We start from the raw sequence: 13,857 nt of genomic DNA, 5'->3' as shown, positions 1-13,857 counted from the left end.
TCACCCTGCCGCTAACTGTTCTTTATTGCGCAATTTCTGCCAAATTTCTTCACTGTTGTTACTATTGATAGTGACACCACCATAATTTACGGTGCGTTGTTCTGTGCGGTTTTGTGTCAATGTTTTTGTCACAGAACCTTGAGGCATCGAATTTAATTGTGGTTGTAAACTATCGCTTAAACTGAAATTTGAACCGTCTGATACCCCCGTAGCTAGCGCGGGGCTTAATGCTTGTGCGGTAGGGTTATCTTTCCACTCTGGAATTAACGGAATATTAATGCCAGGTAATGAGTTTGCTTTTTCAATAATAAAATTCAGCATTTTGACAAAAGCATTCACAATACCTTGGAAAGCATTTAAAAAGATATTTCCTAATGCATCACCAATTTTTAGAAAACTATCAATCGGTGCGCTACTATCCCATAGGGTTAGCACGGCTTGCCAACCATCTATAATGCTATTCACCACAATAGAAAACACATCTGCAACAAAATTAAATGCCTGTGCGACCAATTCAACTGCATCAAGCACCGTGTTAAACACAACGCCCAGTGCATAACCAAGATCAATACCGAATTGTTGAAAACTATAAGCTGAATCAGAAGCACCGCCAAATAAGCCAATAATACGCCCAATAGTTGCGCCGATTTTTTGCAATGCTCCCCACACTAAAGAAAACGCATTAAATAATGGGTCAAGAGATACACTCGCAGCTTTAAAACCTTGGATAAATCCACTAATAAATTGCATAAATTCATCACGGAATTTATAAATAAAAATTCCCAATCCCACAATTGCTGCAGTAACCAACATAATAGGACTTGCAAGAAAAGAGAACGCCACACCAATAGCTGATATAATGCCACTCATTAAAGTCAATGCAGCAGTTAAACCTGTAAAGCCTATCAATGCCCCCACAGCATAACCAATCCAACGTGCAATATTTTTATAAGTTTTTAGCCAATCAATAAATTCTTGTCCTAGATCTGCCACCTTATGCATAATAGGATCAAGTTTTTTCAATATTTCGCCGCCAATTGCCGTTTTGACACCCGTTATAATTTGACTAAGGCGCGACCAAGGATCAACCATTGAACGAGCCATTTGTGCCAAGGCTTTTGTGTCGCTGACTTTTGCAATATCGGCGATGTTATTTTTTAATTCTTTCGTTTTCGGCAAGAGTAATTTAATTAAATCGACCGCTTGCTGACTGCCAAAGGCTTTTTTCAGTTTTGCTGCTTGTGCGACATCTAAGGTATCGCCAAATTTACCTTTAATTTTGTTAAGAATGGTTACCATATCTAGCATATCGCCATTGGTATCAACAAAACTTAAGCCTAATTCTTTTTGCGCACCACTCACGCCAGCTAAAAAGGCTTTGTATTTTGTCCCTGCTTCGCTTCCGCTCATTGTGGCTTGTAAGTTACCTAACACGCCAAATTGCTCTGCCACATCAATTTTTGCGGCTTTTGCGGCTGCGCCTAACGAGGTAAATGCCGCACTCATCCCATCGCCTGAGGTTTTAAACATTTTCACCGCAAGGGCAGTCTGCCCTGCAATTTTGTTTACCCAATTTGCATTCCCTAGTTTGGCAGCATCTTCAGCAAAAATACCGTACATTGTGCCCATATAATTTGTAATGGTCGCTGCGCTGGCTTTTGTGCCCTTGGCTAATAAATTTGATGTTTGGGTAAATTCGGCTAATTCGTTACCATTTAGCCCTGCAATCGCTGATTGAATATCGTAAGAAGATCGCACAAAATCCACCGCACTTTCGCCATATTGACTGGAAAAATTAAGGGCAGTTTTGCTTAGTTTCTCTAACGCATCATCGGCAACCCCAAGGGAGCGAACTTCGCCTATGGCGCGATTTAACTCAATGGCGGGATCTAGCGCGCTTTTTAAGGCAAATCCTGCACCGACAATACCAGCCACACCCAGCCCGATTTTTTTCATTGCTGCTTCGCCACGTTTGCCCAAATCATCAATAGACTTCATGACCCCTTTCAACGGTGCTGAAAGTTGGTCTGTTAAGCTGATGATATATTCAAGCCCTTGTGCTGCTGACATAATGAAATCCTAAAAGACTTTGGCGATACCGCTTGCGACGGCGTTTGCCTGTTGTTCAAAATACTGTTTGTGTAACCATATTGCGCGTGCTAAGTTGTAGTCGCTGTTATCGGCGTGTGGTAAATAGTGCATACGTAGCGCAATGGCTTGTGATAACCCGTTGCGCTCGATACTTGCCACACGCTCCGTTAGTTTTTTACGGTAATTTGAATTTCTGGCACAAACACTTCATTGACTTTCGCTGCTAGCTGTGCCGCCAGTGTTGGAACGTGAATAATTTCAAGCAATGCCTCTTTTTGTTCACGCGCAACAATCGCCAGTAAATAATCTTTGATAGGTGTCACTTTATTGTTACTTTCAATGTCATTTAACATTTGATCGTAAGCAGCGTTATCTCGAATAAAGGTAAAATCAACGCCTGCAACATTTAATGTGACGGAATCTTTAAGGTTTCCAGTCAGTTTTTCTAACAAGGTTTGCGCTTGTGTTTTTTCCATTTTAGTTTTCCTTTTGGTTTCTACTTTGATTATTGAAATCTGTTATGCACTTGTTTATGGAGACATACGCTGTAGTGCAAATATCAAGACGATCTAACGCCTTATTTAAACTCTCTGCCAAATCGCCGTTAGTGCGAATATTCACGCTTAATGCTCTGCATTCGGTGGTTTGTGGGCAAATCAACCGAATATTATTTGGCTTGGGTGCGGTGGTTGAGCACGCCAGCAACATCGTTAGGCACGTGGCCATAAGTCCAATTTTTATTTTCTGCATTGTTTAGCACGTCCTTTAGTTGTTGGCTGCGTTGTTCGGCTTTTTTGTTTGCTTGGTTGAGTTGAGAAGTCAATTTTGCATTTTGTGTTTCATACCGTTGCAACATCACTTTATTTTGTTTGATGGTTTGTTCACTTTGTTTAAGTAAAAGTGCGGTGGTTTCTGCTTGCTTTTTATAGTGCAAGGTGGAACCAATACAACCCACAAACACCATCAAAAATACACCGATAAATAAGGATTTAAATTCCATTATTTCCCCAAACAAATTGCTTTTTCTTTTGCTCTGCGGATTTGTAAGCCTTTTAGCACACGTCCGCCTGATTTGTTAAAATCTTCAATACGATTACACATTAATATCCAGTGTTCCGCTTGTGCTGCACGATAAAGCGTGGTTGTGACAGGTTTGCCTTGCGTTTTGCTGTAATAGGTTCTGATGTTGCTACAGCCTACGTTAAAGGCTAAAGACACCATAGCGTCATATTGCCCTTGATTCATCTTTTCGCCGTTGAAATAGGTGTTAATGCAATTTTCCGCTTCTTTGATATTTCGACGTAAATCGGTTGCTACTTCATCAATGGTTAAAATCTTGCTTTTATCTACGTTATGGGTGTTTCCAACCCCATTTGTCCACACATCAGAGGGGCACTTATAGGGATTACGCACGCAACCTTCTAAATTCACAATCATTGACACCGCTTTTGGGCTGACTTGATTTTGTTGTTGCGCTGGTAAGCCTTTCTGCTGGGCAAAAAAAGCGGCTGCGACAGCTGCGGCTGAACATAAAATCATTGCACCAAATTTTTTACTCATCTATTGCTATTCCTAATTTTTTTGCTTCAATTTTTGCCGCTAACATTTTGTAGGCTAATTCATCTTTGCGTGCTTGTACGTCTTCTTTGTATTTTCGGTAAGCGATCCACACTGAAACCGCACCAAATAAAATACCGAATAATGATGCCCATTCATGCAAGCTATATCCTGAAATAAGCGCAGTGAGTGAGCCAATAAACGGAATTGTGCTATCTATTTTGCTATTCATAAAATTTCCTTAAAACATTTAGGAAACTGACCGCACTTGCTTGTTTATTATTGTTATACGTCAGCACAGTCAGCCCCTAAATTCACTTAGCCGAGAAGATCGCGTGTATCTTCATCAGATAAATACGATACCCCGTTAATACGTACAAAATCTGGGCTTGTTACAAAATATTTTAATTTTTTCGTGGATTTCGCCCCGCCCTTCGTATCGATATTTAACACATCCGTTAAAATAATCTTATTGCCAAAGGTTTCCACTTTGTCGCGAATCCCACCACGTTGTGCAAAGAAGGTAAAATCCGTTTCGGGTAAACTGCGATAACTTCCTGCTGCGGCGGCTGCAGCTGATAATTTTGAGAAATTTTTTGCATCTAATTCAATTTCGCCTTCTGCTGCCACATCACCGCTTACCCAACCATCTGGAATTCCACGTGTTTGTGCAACGGTACTATTATCTGTAATGGATAAACTGATAGACTCTGCATGAATAGGCAACCCGAATAAATAGAAGTCAAAACTCATTCCACTAATACGTTCCATTGTTTACTCTCCTAAGCTGTCTAAATCTAAGAAAATATTTGCCGTAATCTCTTTCGGGCAATCGTAAGGGCGAACCTTGATGTAAATGGTTACCTTGGTTTTGCTTTGCCATACAATCGTGATGGCATCATCTTTCGGTGGCATACATTCGCCTGGGAAATCCTTGCCGTTAATGGTTGCGGATTTGCTCATATCACGAAGCGGTTTAGCGAAATAATTTTTGTGATATTCCGTGCTTGATGTTGTGGAGTTAAAAGAACGATCTGCAATTTTCGCTATTGCTAATAAACGCACTTTACGCGCCACTTTATCCACTACACGCACGTTCTCAATCACTTGATAATCGCCCCCTTCTACATCTAACGTGCGACCGTCCGCCCAGTAGTAGCCGTCATAGTCTGGATACCACATCGGCACAGAATAACGCGCGGTTTCAAGGGATTTTAAATGCGCAAGAGTAAGCTCGTTTCCGTCTTTATCCAGCGGTTTATTGGCACTGCCTAGGCTCACTAATGCGCCTGTTTGTACCCGTGCTGGGCTGTCTGCCACGGTGACGGCACGATTTGCTAATCGCCCTGCCAATACGCCTGTTTCATTGCCAAATAATAAAGGCACTAAGCAAACGTGGTCGGCGACAATGGTTTGTTGCAAAGTGGTAAGTTTCTGTACATATAGATCCCATGTTTCACCGTCAGATTGATCATGATTAATACCTTGTACAGCTTGGATAAAGAAGGTACGACGACCGAATTTAGCAAGTAGTTCTGCATAGCATTCTTGCAGTTTGCCAATACTTGCTTTATCTACGCCTAAATATCTAGTATTGACACAATATTCAAAAGAGGCGGTTTGATTGGCTTTTTTCACACATTCGACAAATTCGTAACCGTCTTCTTGTGCGATATACACGTGTGCGAACCAGTTTTGCCCAGCATTAAGCATTGCCGCACGCACTTGTTTTTTTAAGTCGGTATCGGTTTCGCCAAATACTTTGTCAAAATCAGAATCGGGCGTTAATGCCAATAACTTTCCTTGATTAGTGATGCCTACGCCAACAAATAATGCGTGGCGTTCAATTTCCTTGGTTTCGCCACTTAACTGATTAAGGGCGTTAATTTGTACAGATGGGAACATTCGTTACTGTCCTCTTATTGTTGTTTTTGAGTATATTTTTGAATTTCCGCCAGAATAATCTTGGCGTTTTCTTCTTCACGTGTATCTAAGAATGAGCGTTTTTCCGTTGGAATTATCCATTGGGTTAAATGTCTACTCGGATTCATACCGTTCTTTTCTTCCAGTTTACGAATAATCAAACTGGCTTTCGCACGTGATAAGGTGCTGCGGATTTCGCTTAATGTTGGCTTACGGCGTTTCGCCTTGCCGTTTTTTGTTTTACCGTTTGCCACGGTATAACCTAAATCTTTTAATTTCTTTGCTTGGCGCAAGGTACAAGGGTCAGACCCTATACCGCCTTTATTTTTCCCAGCAAACTCGGTCTTTTTGAATAAATGCGGAATCCCTTCTTGGTGTTCTTGAGCAATTTCACCCGTTCGTTTTTGTTTATAAAACAATGCACCTTGTGCTTTTTCGGCTTTACTATTGGCTAACTTTGCAATTCGGCGTAGCATTTTTGCTGTGCCGTTTTTTCGTTTCTTCCAACTTCCGCCCATCGGGTTACGTTGGTTTGCCGCACTTTTCACTGCTTGGCGTTTAATCATTTGTAAAGATCGGATTAAAATTTCACGTTTTTTCTTATCGGGCAAACTGATGATTTCAAGATCTTTCAAGAAATTCTTTAAGTCTTCTTTATCAATCCCCATTCGGATGTTCATGTTCAACCCTTACGACAACGTCAATTTCTTCGGCCGTGAAAACTTCAATTTCATCTAAACGATAATTCACACCCTCAATTTTTAATTCGCCTTCGTTATCTTCCATTGCCGTCAGTGGCTCACGGAAAGCGATAGTAAAGATTAAATCTGCCGTGTTATCATCAATAATGTCTAAATCAAATGGGATTTCACTTTCATCCAATACATCTCGCATTTGGTCGTTTTCGTTTACCCACACTTGAATATGCGCCATTAAATAAGCGGGGGAAATTTCGTTGAATGGCAAAGCCTCAAAGTGAAATACACCGTTATAGGAAAGGTGGCACACTTCAATGCCGTTTTCGGTCACTTGTCGCCCTTCATTCAATAATTTGCCGTCTTCAATCCAGCTGTAAAAATTGCCGTGATAACGTTTCGGCAGTTTAGTGAGCAAAAACGCCGTCAGTTGCTGATATAGCATTTTCTTTACAGTAGCCATACTGAACCTCGTTTTTTGCCTTTTAATGTACGAATAGCGTGGGTTGCTTCTGCCAATAGGCTTTTTTGTTCTGTGACGTAATCACGGTTTTGATGAATTTCACGCCCTGAAAGGGTGTTAAATTCAGGTAATAATTCCGCTTTCGCTCTGGCAAATACCGCTTTTTTGTAAAGGGTTTCGGCATAATTTTCGTCATTAATCAGAGGGCTTGAAATTTCTGTCACAGAATTGACCGCACTTTTACGATAACTTTCTGCTACGTCAGCTAAATCCAAATCCACCCCTTGCATTGCCGCAACTAACGCTGCTTTTACCATTTCAACAGGAATTTGTAATGGAATGGCGCGTTGCTTTTGAAATTCTTCCACGTAAATATCTGACCAAAAGCCGTTATTTGTGATGACGGTATCGTCGTAATCTTGCGTTCTGCCGTTAAACATTGCCTTCCTCGCTGTTTTGGAGTGGGCGGGCAGTGAGTTTTTCAATAACAAGATCAAAATCAATTTGGCTTGGTTCCAAACTCAAGCCCGCCACTTGGGGAAGACGGTTCGGGTCGTAATCGCCCGATTTTGCCAATGCGTTTAAACGCATGACACAACGCTCAATCATATTTTTTACACCCGCTTTCTGATTGAGTTGGAAAGCGCGGTTACACAATTGGATAGCCAGCACAAGTGTTTCGGCATCATCAATACCACTGGCTTGTACTTTGCCTTGTGGACTGCGTAAAAGCAGTGCCGCCGCTAATTTGAGCCACTTCGCCGTGACAATTTCGTGCAATTTCCACTGGGTCGCCACGTTTTTAAAAGTTTGTGAAAAATAGGGCTCCACCGATTGACCCGCTGCGGCGGTTTTATCGGTCCAGTTGTAGATTTGATCGGCGACGAAATTCGGCAATGTGGTTTGCCACCCTTGCGGCATAGATTGATTTTGCTTAATTGCTTTCTCAGCCAATGACAAGGCTCGGTCAAAATCAGCAATGTCAAACAAATACACAATGCAATAAACCAAGTAATTATTCTGATAAATTGCCCCTTTATCTAAATATTCATTCACAAAGGGCAACCACTTCGGCAAAAAGCGGTCACGCTTGTAATCTAATTTTTCGGCACGTGTTTGGAATGCGCGTACTGCGTTCACATCATTTTGTAAGGCGATTTCAAGCACGGCATAATCATTACCGTGAGTCGCAACCGCACTTTGTTGTGTAATGCTCTCTGATACTTGATTAATTTCTGCTAGTGCCTGCATTTGGCGTTGAAAATCTCGCATTCCCATTTGGTGTTAATTCCTATGCTTCACCATTTAATTTCACTTTGGTGTGGTCGATTGCGGTCATTAAACCTAAATCTTCCACAACATAGCCTTCTTGTCGGTAGTAAGATGTCACCACACCTTTTTTATCTTCATCGTTACGTAAAGAACGACGCACACTTTCAGCCTCGGTGTACACACTTAAATTTTTAAGCGTTGTCACTGCTGCAGCACGTGCTGGGAAGTTTGGTGGGGTAATGGCATTCATTCCACCGAATGAGCCCATTAAGTTATGTGAACCTAATGCAGCTTTTTCCGTAGGGGTTAAGCCATGTTTTTGCTGAATGAGTTTCGTTTCTTTGCTGACTAAGTCTGCACCAACAAGGAAGACTAAGTCATTACGGTTTTGATGACGGAAATCTAAGCCTTGTTTTAAGTCAAAGGCTAACTCATCAAGATTCGCGTAATCGGCGTTATCACCAAAAATGGTAATTTTGCCTGAGGATTTTGTAGATTCGGTCATAAAGTTGGCTGCACGTTGTTCTTGTAAAAGTTTCAACCAGCCTTTATTCACATCGGATAAATCCGCTTTTGTTGTATTATCTGCTACGCTCTGACCGTTCCAACCAATTTGCAAGATGTCTAATGCAACTTGGTTTTGGAAATATTCGCTATAAAGCTCAACAAGGCGATCCTTGAAAATAGCGAAGGAATCGAATAATGCCCATGGCACAATAATGCCACTGTCCGTTTCGGCTAATTCAAAGCCATTTTGAGTATGATCAAGATTAGCCAGATTACGGCCAGTTTGTTTACGACCAGTAACGCCTTTTTCTGTTGCACCAAATAATTTTTGACCCTTCGTATGTGCTACTTGAATCATATTGATTTGTTTCAAGAAATCAGAACGTTGCTGAATATTTTCGCCTAACAATGCTGCTTCAGGTGCTTTAAGTGCAAAACTTTCTCCACGCAACACTGAATCAAGAGGTTGATTAAAGTGTTTCGCTAATGCTGCCGCTAGGGCGTAATACGCTTGTTTATTCATTGTTTAGAATCCTTTTGATAAGTCGATGTTGTAACCGTTTAAGCTATAAACATTTTCTTTTTCAACGGTTGGTACACCGCTTGGCACGGTGGTTTGTTCTTGGCTTAATTCGTTGAATTTTTTATCCAACGCCTGAACCGTTGTTAAAAGTTGATTGAACTGCTCTGCTGTTACGCTTTGCGGTTGTTCATCTTTCTTTTCTTCTGGTTTGTTTTCTGGTTCTTTGGTTTCTGCTTTGGCGGAAAAATGGTTGTCAATTTTTGCACCTAAACCATTCACCGCCTCAATTAATTGCGCGAACTGTTTATCGTTCATTGCATCGTCCTCTTTATGATTGTTGTTATTGGGATTTGGTTGTTCTTCCGTTTGGGTGGAAGATGAAAATAACTTTTTAAAAACATTCGCTAAGGTGCGTAATGCCTTTTCTTCTTCAACATCTTCTTTTGCGGAAAAATCTACTTTGATAAATTCACCGCAAATACTGCCTTTTTGTTCAGCGTTGAAGAATTTTAATTCTGTAGTACCTACGGATGCTGGGGAATCGGTTACACCTAAGCCCGATAAATAGGCTTTTCCGCTGTTACGGAAATTCGGGGTAATTTCAATACTGGTAAATAAGTATTGTCCTGCACGGTTGTATTCGATTAATTCTTTATTGGGTGCGATGATGGCAAAAAGTTGAGTTTCGCCTTTTTCATTTTCTTCGACTTTTAGCTCAATGACCTGCCCCATGTTGAACCAACGGCGATGTTCTGGCCATAAATTCGCGGTGTAGTGTTCTGGGTCGTAGGTTTCTGCCATTTCGTGCAATTCTTGGGCAGTGATTTGACGACCATCTACGGTATAGCCCGATGTGGCGATACAAATAAAATCAGTTTTTAGTTTTGATTTGTTCATTTTAGAAATGCCTGTGTTTCGCTTTATTTGCGTAAGTGCGGTCATTTTTGCCGATCTTTTTTACAAAATCACGGGGCAAAATTTGGATATCGTAGGATATAGACGGATAACCTGCCATATCCGAACATATCCAAATCTTGCCATTAAATTTTTGCTGTGTTTGTTGCCACAATACATCCACAAAACAACAGCAAGATAAAAAATGACGGAATCAAAGCTAAGAAAAAGAAAAACAAAACGCTACGATGACGAAGTGATTTATGCGGCAAAGTTTTTATATTTAAAAAAATACACGCCGAAAGAGATCGCTGAAGAATTAGGTTTAAATAGCACACGCCCGATTTACTATTGGGCGGAAAAATACAACTGGCGCAATTTAATCAGCGAAAGCGGGATTGAAGAATTAATTGCGTTACGCATTATCACGCTGACAGAGCGTGAAAATAAAAGCGATCAGGAAATAAAAGAACTAGAAGCCCTGATCGATAAAGATATTCAGTATAAAAAGCAACGTGCCGCAACGGTAGCTAAAGTGACAGCAAAAAGTGCGGTCAATTCTGCGGACGTTTCTGGCAATGAGCGCGCCTTTGCTGATAGTGGTGACGGCGATGAGCGCAAGAAGAAAAAACGGGTTAAAAATGATATTTCCCACGTTACCCCCGAAATGTGCCAGCCGTTTATTGATTCGTTATTTGATTATCAAAAACACATCCGCTCTAACAAGCACCACGATGTGCGCAATATTCTGAAATCGCGCCAAATTGGGGCAACTTATTATTTCAGTTTTGAAGCGTTGGAAGATGCAATTTTTAGCGGCGACAATCAAATATTCTTATCAGCTAGTAAGCGACAAGCAGAAATCTTTAAAAATTACATCGTGAAGATGGCGAGGGAATATTTCGGTGTTGAGCTGACTGGCAACCCAATTATTTTAAGCAATGGCGCGGAACTGCATTTTTTATCGACCAACAAAAATACGTCACAAGGGAATAGTGGCCATGTGTACGGCGATGAATATGCGTGGATTCGTGACTTTCAGCGATTCAATGATGTGGCATCAGCCATGGCAACACATGAAAAATGGCGTGAGACCTATTTCAGCACGCCCTCTTCCAAATTTCATGAATCCTATTCTTTTTGGAGTGGCGACAACTGGCGAGATGGCGACCCTAAACGCAAAAACGTGCCATTCCCAACTTTTGCAGAATTGCGTGACGGTGGGCGACTTTGTCCCGATGGTCAGTGGCGTTATGTGGTGACGATTGAAGATGCACTAAAAGGCGGTGCAGACAAATTATTCAACATTGAAAAACTAAAACAACGCTATAGCAAATATGCCTTCAATCAACTTTATATGTGTATTTGGATTGATGATGCGGATTCAATTTTCAATGTGAAACAACTTTTAAAATGTGGTGTAGATATTGCGAAATGGAAAGATTTTAACCCAAAAGCGGATCGCCCTTTTGGCGATCGTGAAGTCTGGGGCGGATTTGACCCTGCACACAGTGGCGATGGGGCAAGTTTTGTGATTATTGCTCCACCTGCGTTACCAGGCGAAAAATATCGCATGCTTGCACGTTATCAATGGCATGGGCTTTCCTATGTCTATCAAGCCAATCAAATTCGCGCCCTTTATGAAAAATACAATATGACCTACATAGGCATAGATGCCACGGGCGTGGGCTATGGGGTTTATGAATTAGTGAAAGAATTTGCCCGACGTGCTGCCACGGCGATTATTTACAACCCCGAAAGCAAGACGGGTATGGTGCTGAAAGTGCATGATTTGGTTGAACATGGTCAAATTGAGTGGAGCGAAAGCGAATTAGATATTGTACCGAGCTTTTTAATGATTAAGCACCAATCAACCAAAAGTGGCAATACGATGACATTTACGGCAGAACGCACCGTCAAAACGCAACACGCTGATGTATTCTTTGCCATTTGTAACGCCATTAATAAAAAATCCTTAAGTGATAAACCTCGCAAACGTCGCAGATGGAGCGTACTAAATGAAAACTAATGTAAAAACAGACAATAAAAAAGGGATTGTTATTGCCCCAATTAATGACCGCACTTTTTCATTAAATGAAATCAGTGCCTCGCCTGCACTAGATTATGTCGGCATAGGCTTTGATGAAAATTACAACTGCTATTTACCGCCAGTAAATCGTCACGCACTCGCAAAATTGCCTCATCAAAATGCACAACACGGTGGCATCTTACATAGCCGTGCGAATATGGTAAGTGCAACCTATGAAGGTGGTAAAGCCTTGTCTAAAATGGAAATGCGAGCACTATGTTTAAATTTAATTCAGTTTGGGGATGTTGGGCTTTTAAAAGTGCGTAATGGGTTTGGGCAAGTAGTACGTTTAGTTCCACTTTCCAGCCTTTATTTGCGCGTACGCAAAGATGGCGGCTATTCCTATTTGATGAAAAAATCGCTTTATGATACCGCACAAGAAATCTATCGCTATGATGCGAAAGATATTATCTTCATTAAACTTTACGACCCTATGCAACAAGTTTACGGATCGCCCGATTATGTAGGCGGTATTCAATCGGCATTGCTAAATTCTGATGCGACAGTATTTCGCCGTCGCTATTTTAGTAATGGGGCACATATGGGCTTTATTTTGTACTCAACAGATCCCGATTTAACCGAAGAAATGGAAGAAGAAATTGCAAAAAAAATCAGTGAATCTAAAGGCGTGGGAAATTTCCGCTCTATGTTTGTGAATATTGCGAACGGTCATCCTGACGGGTTAAAAGTGATTCCGATTGGCGATACTGGAACAAAAGATGAATTTGCCAACATTAAAAATATTTCGGCTCAAGATGTTTTAACCGCACACCGTTTTCCTGCAGGTTTAAGTGGGATTATTCCGACAAATACAGGCGGACTTGGCGATCCGTTGAAATATCGTGAAGTGTATCACTATGATGAAGTGATGCCATTACAAGAGATTATTGCAGAAACAATAAATCAAGATCCAGAAATCAAAAACTTATTAAAAATCAAGTTCCGCGAACAAAATTTCGCAAAATAAATCTTTGTTTTTAGCCTGTACAAAAAGCCATTCATTGATATAATTATTTGCAGTTATTTTTTGTAATGGCTTTGGGGAAAATGGCAAGAACAACAGATATTTACTGCACTGTTTGCAATTCAAAATCAGTTATCGAAAGATCTGAACGAATACACAGTGAATTTACAAGATATTATTGTGCGTGCAAAAACCCCCTGTGCGGTCACAGATTTGTCATGAATATGGAATTTAGCCACACAACACGAAGTAGCAAATTAACTAAAGATAAATTACTTGAACTAGTTTTAAGCAAACTTTCAGAAGAAGAAAAAACTAATTTAAGGAAGATATTAGATGAATAAAAAGCCGCTAGAAATAGCGGCTTTTTATTTTGAAAATTTTTTAAATTATGCTTGCGTTTATTATATAATATAATATAATATAATCAATCACATCTAAGGCACAACGTCTTAGATACAAGAAACCCCACCTTGTTGGAACGTGGGGCTTCAAAACGGAGTTTAGGATATGTATTTCAAGCTACTCATCCTAATTATCCTTCTAGTAACGGCAATGCCGGTATTCTAGGGTAATCCATCGGGGAGTGACGGCTCCCCGATGACTCCAATCTTAAGCAAATAAATAAAAAAAGGCAAGTATTATGGCAAACTCAATGACTGAACACAGCAAAAAACTACGCGCGGAAACCGCAGCAGCACACACTAAAAAATTGCTTGAAAGTGGTGCAGTACGTCGAATTTTATTGCAGTTGCCCACTGCGGTTGCTAATGAATTTGATGCGGTACTTGCTGAATTTGGCGGTTCGCGACCACAAGCAATCAAAGCCTTGTGTGAATTTTATCGCGCCCATCAAGCCTAATCGTAGAAAATGGAAAG

General features: G+C 40.8%; 19 protein-coding genes. 4 read left to right on the top strand and 15 right to left on the bottom strand.

Translation table 11 applies throughout. The features are described 5' to 3' along the window. The 15 genes from K6J66_RS04895 to K6J66_RS04825 form a co-directional block, all read right to left on the bottom strand. Positions 1-2,070, bottom strand: coding sequence for a phage tail tape measure protein (locus K6J66_RS04895; protein ID WP_105888545.1), 2,070 nt, complete (start codon positions 2,068-2,070; stop codon positions 1-3). A 9-nt stretch (positions 2,071-2,079) separates the two neighbouring features. Beyond that, positions 2,080-2,250 carry a DUF6890 family protein gene (locus tag K6J66_RS04890; RefSeq protein ID WP_005667722.1) on the bottom strand — a complete coding sequence of 57 codons (171 nt, stop codon included), beginning with the start codon at positions 2,248-2,250 and terminating at the stop codon, positions 2,080-2,082. Positions 2,251-2,258: 8 nt separating this feature from the next. Beyond that, a complete protein-coding gene (locus K6J66_RS04885) occupies positions 2,259-2,567 on the bottom strand; it encodes a putative phage tail assembly chaperone (RefSeq protein WP_005642943.1) in 309 nt (102 codons plus the stop codon). Position 2,568: 1 nt separating this feature from the next. Next, complete coding sequence (gene lysC / locus K6J66_RS04880) at positions 2,569-2,799, bottom strand: Rz1-like lysis system protein LysC (protein ID WP_103757444.1); 231 nt, start codon at positions 2,797-2,799, stop codon at positions 2,569-2,571. Next, positions 2,759-3,106 carry a hypothetical protein gene (locus K6J66_RS04875; protein ID WP_110442725.1) on the bottom strand — a complete coding sequence of 116 codons (348 nt, stop codon included), beginning with the start codon at positions 3,104-3,106 and terminating at the stop codon, positions 2,759-2,761. The genes lysC and K6J66_RS04875 overlap by 41 nt, the downstream gene beginning before the upstream one ends. Further along, positions 3,091-3,651: a lysozyme gene (locus tag K6J66_RS04870; protein ID WP_110442726.1), complete on the bottom strand. Its 561-nt coding sequence runs from the start codon at positions 3,649-3,651 to the stop codon at positions 3,091-3,093. Before K6J66_RS04870 ends, K6J66_RS04875 begins: the two co-directional genes overlap by 16 nt. Next, complete coding sequence (locus K6J66_RS04865; protein WP_105882057.1) at positions 3,644-3,880, bottom strand: phage holin family protein; 237 nt, start codon at positions 3,878-3,880, stop codon at positions 3,644-3,646. Before K6J66_RS04865 ends, K6J66_RS04870 begins: the two co-directional genes overlap by 8 nt. Before the next feature lie 86 nt (positions 3,881-3,966). Next, positions 3,967-4,419, bottom strand: a complete 453-nt coding sequence (locus tag K6J66_RS04860) for a phage protein (protein WP_105888542.1) — start codon at positions 4,417-4,419, stop codon at positions 3,967-3,969. A 3-nt stretch (positions 4,420-4,422) separates the two neighbouring features. Next, a complete protein-coding gene (locus tag K6J66_RS04855; protein WP_110442727.1) occupies positions 4,423-5,553 on the bottom strand; it encodes a DUF2586 domain-containing protein in 1,131 nt (376 codons plus the stop codon). A gap of 14 nt (positions 5,554-5,567) precedes the next feature. After that, positions 5,568-6,251, bottom strand: coding sequence for a hypothetical protein (locus K6J66_RS04850; protein WP_105888540.1), 684 nt, complete (start codon positions 6,249-6,251; stop codon positions 5,568-5,570). After that, the gene (locus tag K6J66_RS04845) at positions 6,229-6,729 is read right to left on the bottom strand and encodes a phage tail protein (protein ID WP_110442728.1); all 501 of its coding nucleotides are present in this window, start codon (positions 6,727-6,729) and stop codon (positions 6,229-6,231) included. The genes K6J66_RS04850 and K6J66_RS04845 overlap by 23 nt, the downstream gene beginning before the upstream one ends. After that, positions 6,717-7,169, bottom strand: coding sequence for a head completion/stabilization protein (locus K6J66_RS04840; protein WP_105888538.1), 453 nt, complete (start codon positions 7,167-7,169; stop codon positions 6,717-6,719). The genes K6J66_RS04845 and K6J66_RS04840 overlap by 13 nt, the downstream gene beginning before the upstream one ends. Then, a complete protein-coding gene (locus K6J66_RS04835) occupies positions 7,162-8,007 on the bottom strand; it encodes a phage terminase small subunit (protein WP_110442729.1) in 846 nt (281 codons plus the stop codon). The genes K6J66_RS04840 and K6J66_RS04835 overlap by 8 nt, the downstream gene beginning before the upstream one ends. 13 nt (positions 8,008-8,020) lie before the next feature. Beyond that, positions 8,021-9,031 carry a phage major capsid protein, P2 family gene (locus K6J66_RS04830; protein WP_110442730.1) on the bottom strand — a complete coding sequence of 337 codons (1,011 nt, stop codon included), beginning with the start codon at positions 9,029-9,031 and terminating at the stop codon, positions 8,021-8,023. Between the two features lie 3 nt (positions 9,032-9,034). Then, positions 9,035-9,928, bottom strand: coding sequence for a GPO family capsid scaffolding protein (locus K6J66_RS04825; RefSeq protein WP_110442732.1), 894 nt, complete (start codon positions 9,926-9,928; stop codon positions 9,035-9,037). A 202-nt stretch (positions 9,929-10,130) separates the two neighbouring features. Between K6J66_RS04825 and K6J66_RS04820 the strand changes: the two genes are divergently transcribed. The 4 genes from K6J66_RS04820 (at position 10,131) to K6J66_RS04805 (ending at position 13,840) form a co-directional block, all read left to right on the top strand. Next, a complete protein-coding gene (locus tag K6J66_RS04820) occupies positions 10,131-11,954 on the top strand; it encodes a terminase ATPase subunit family protein (protein WP_110442731.1) in 1,824 nt (607 codons plus the stop codon). After that, positions 11,944-12,981 carry a phage portal protein gene (locus K6J66_RS04815; RefSeq protein ID WP_048950690.1) on the top strand — a complete coding sequence of 346 codons (1,038 nt, stop codon included), beginning with the start codon at positions 11,944-11,946 and terminating at the stop codon, positions 12,979-12,981. Before K6J66_RS04820 ends, K6J66_RS04815 begins: the two co-directional genes overlap by 11 nt. A gap of 80 nt (positions 12,982-13,061) precedes the next feature. Next, positions 13,062-13,322, top strand: a complete 261-nt coding sequence (locus tag K6J66_RS04810; protein WP_080359101.1) for an ogr/Delta-like zinc finger family protein — start codon at positions 13,062-13,064, stop codon at positions 13,320-13,322. 299 nt (positions 13,323-13,621) lie between these two features. Next, positions 13,622-13,840: a hypothetical protein gene (locus tag K6J66_RS04805; protein ID WP_110442614.1), complete on the top strand. Its 219-nt coding sequence runs from the start codon at positions 13,622-13,624 to the stop codon at positions 13,838-13,840. Positions 13,841-13,857: the final 17 nt, after the last annotated feature.

This window comes from Haemophilus influenzae, assembly GCF_019703545.1.
GTDB classification, from domain to species: Bacteria; Pseudomonadota; Gammaproteobacteria; order Enterobacterales; family Pasteurellaceae; genus Haemophilus; species Haemophilus influenzae_E.
The sequence above is the reverse complement of the archived record's forward strand: the minus strand, read 5'-3'. Positions and strand labels throughout refer to the sequence as shown.

Coding starts and splice junctions, on each gene's coding strand:
- K6J66_RS04895 (WP_105888545.1), bottom strand. CDS start 2,070: ATGTCAGCAGCACAAGGGCTTGAATATATCATCAGCTTAACAGACCAA.
- K6J66_RS04885 (WP_005642943.1), bottom strand. CDS start 2,567: ATGGAAAAAACACAAGCGCAAACCTTGTTAGAAAAACTGACTGGAAAC.
- lysC (WP_103757444.1), bottom strand. CDS start 2,799: ATGTTGCTGGCGTGCTCAACCACCGCACCCAAGCCAAATAATATTCGG.
- K6J66_RS04870 (WP_110442726.1), bottom strand. CDS start 3,651: ATGAGTAAAAAATTTGGTGCAATGATTTTATGTTCAGCCGCAGCTGTC.
- K6J66_RS04865 (WP_105882057.1), bottom strand. CDS start 3,880: ATGAATAGCAAAATAGATAGCACAATTCCGTTTATTGGCTCACTCACT.
- K6J66_RS04860 (WP_105888542.1), bottom strand. CDS start 4,419: ATGGAACGTATTAGTGGAATGAGTTTTGACTTCTATTTATTCGGGTTG.
- K6J66_RS04855 (WP_110442727.1), bottom strand. CDS start 5,553: ATGTTCCCATCTGTACAAATTAACGCCCTTAATCAGTTAAGTGGCGAA.
- K6J66_RS04850 (WP_105888540.1), bottom strand. CDS start 6,251: ATGAACATCCGAATGGGGATTGATAAAGAAGACTTAAAGAATTTCTTG.
- K6J66_RS04845 (WP_110442728.1), bottom strand. CDS start 6,729: ATGGCTACTGTAAAGAAAATGCTATATCAGCAACTGACGGCGTTTTTG.
- K6J66_RS04840 (WP_105888538.1), bottom strand. CDS start 7,169: ATGTTTAACGGCAGAACGCAAGATTACGACGATACCGTCATCACAAAT.
- K6J66_RS04835 (WP_110442729.1), bottom strand. CDS start 8,007: ATGGGAATGCGAGATTTTCAACGCCAAATGCAGGCACTAGCAGAAATT.
- K6J66_RS04830 (WP_110442730.1), bottom strand. CDS start 9,031: ATGAATAAACAAGCGTATTACGCCCTAGCGGCAGCATTAGCGAAACAC.
- K6J66_RS04825 (WP_110442732.1), bottom strand. CDS start 9,928: ATGAACAAATCAAAACTAAAAACTGATTTTATTTGTATCGCCACATCG.
- K6J66_RS04820 (WP_110442731.1), top strand. CDS start 10,131: ATGACGGAATCAAAGCTAAGAAAAAGAAAAACAAAACGCTACGATGAC.
- K6J66_RS04815 (WP_048950690.1), top strand. CDS start 11,944: ATGAAAACTAATGTAAAAACAGACAATAAAAAAGGGATTGTTATTGCC.
- K6J66_RS04810 (WP_080359101.1), top strand. CDS start 13,062: ATGGCAAGAACAACAGATATTTACTGCACTGTTTGCAATTCAAAATCA.
- K6J66_RS04805 (WP_110442614.1), top strand. CDS start 13,622: ATGGCAAACTCAATGACTGAACACAGCAAAAAACTACGCGCGGAAACC.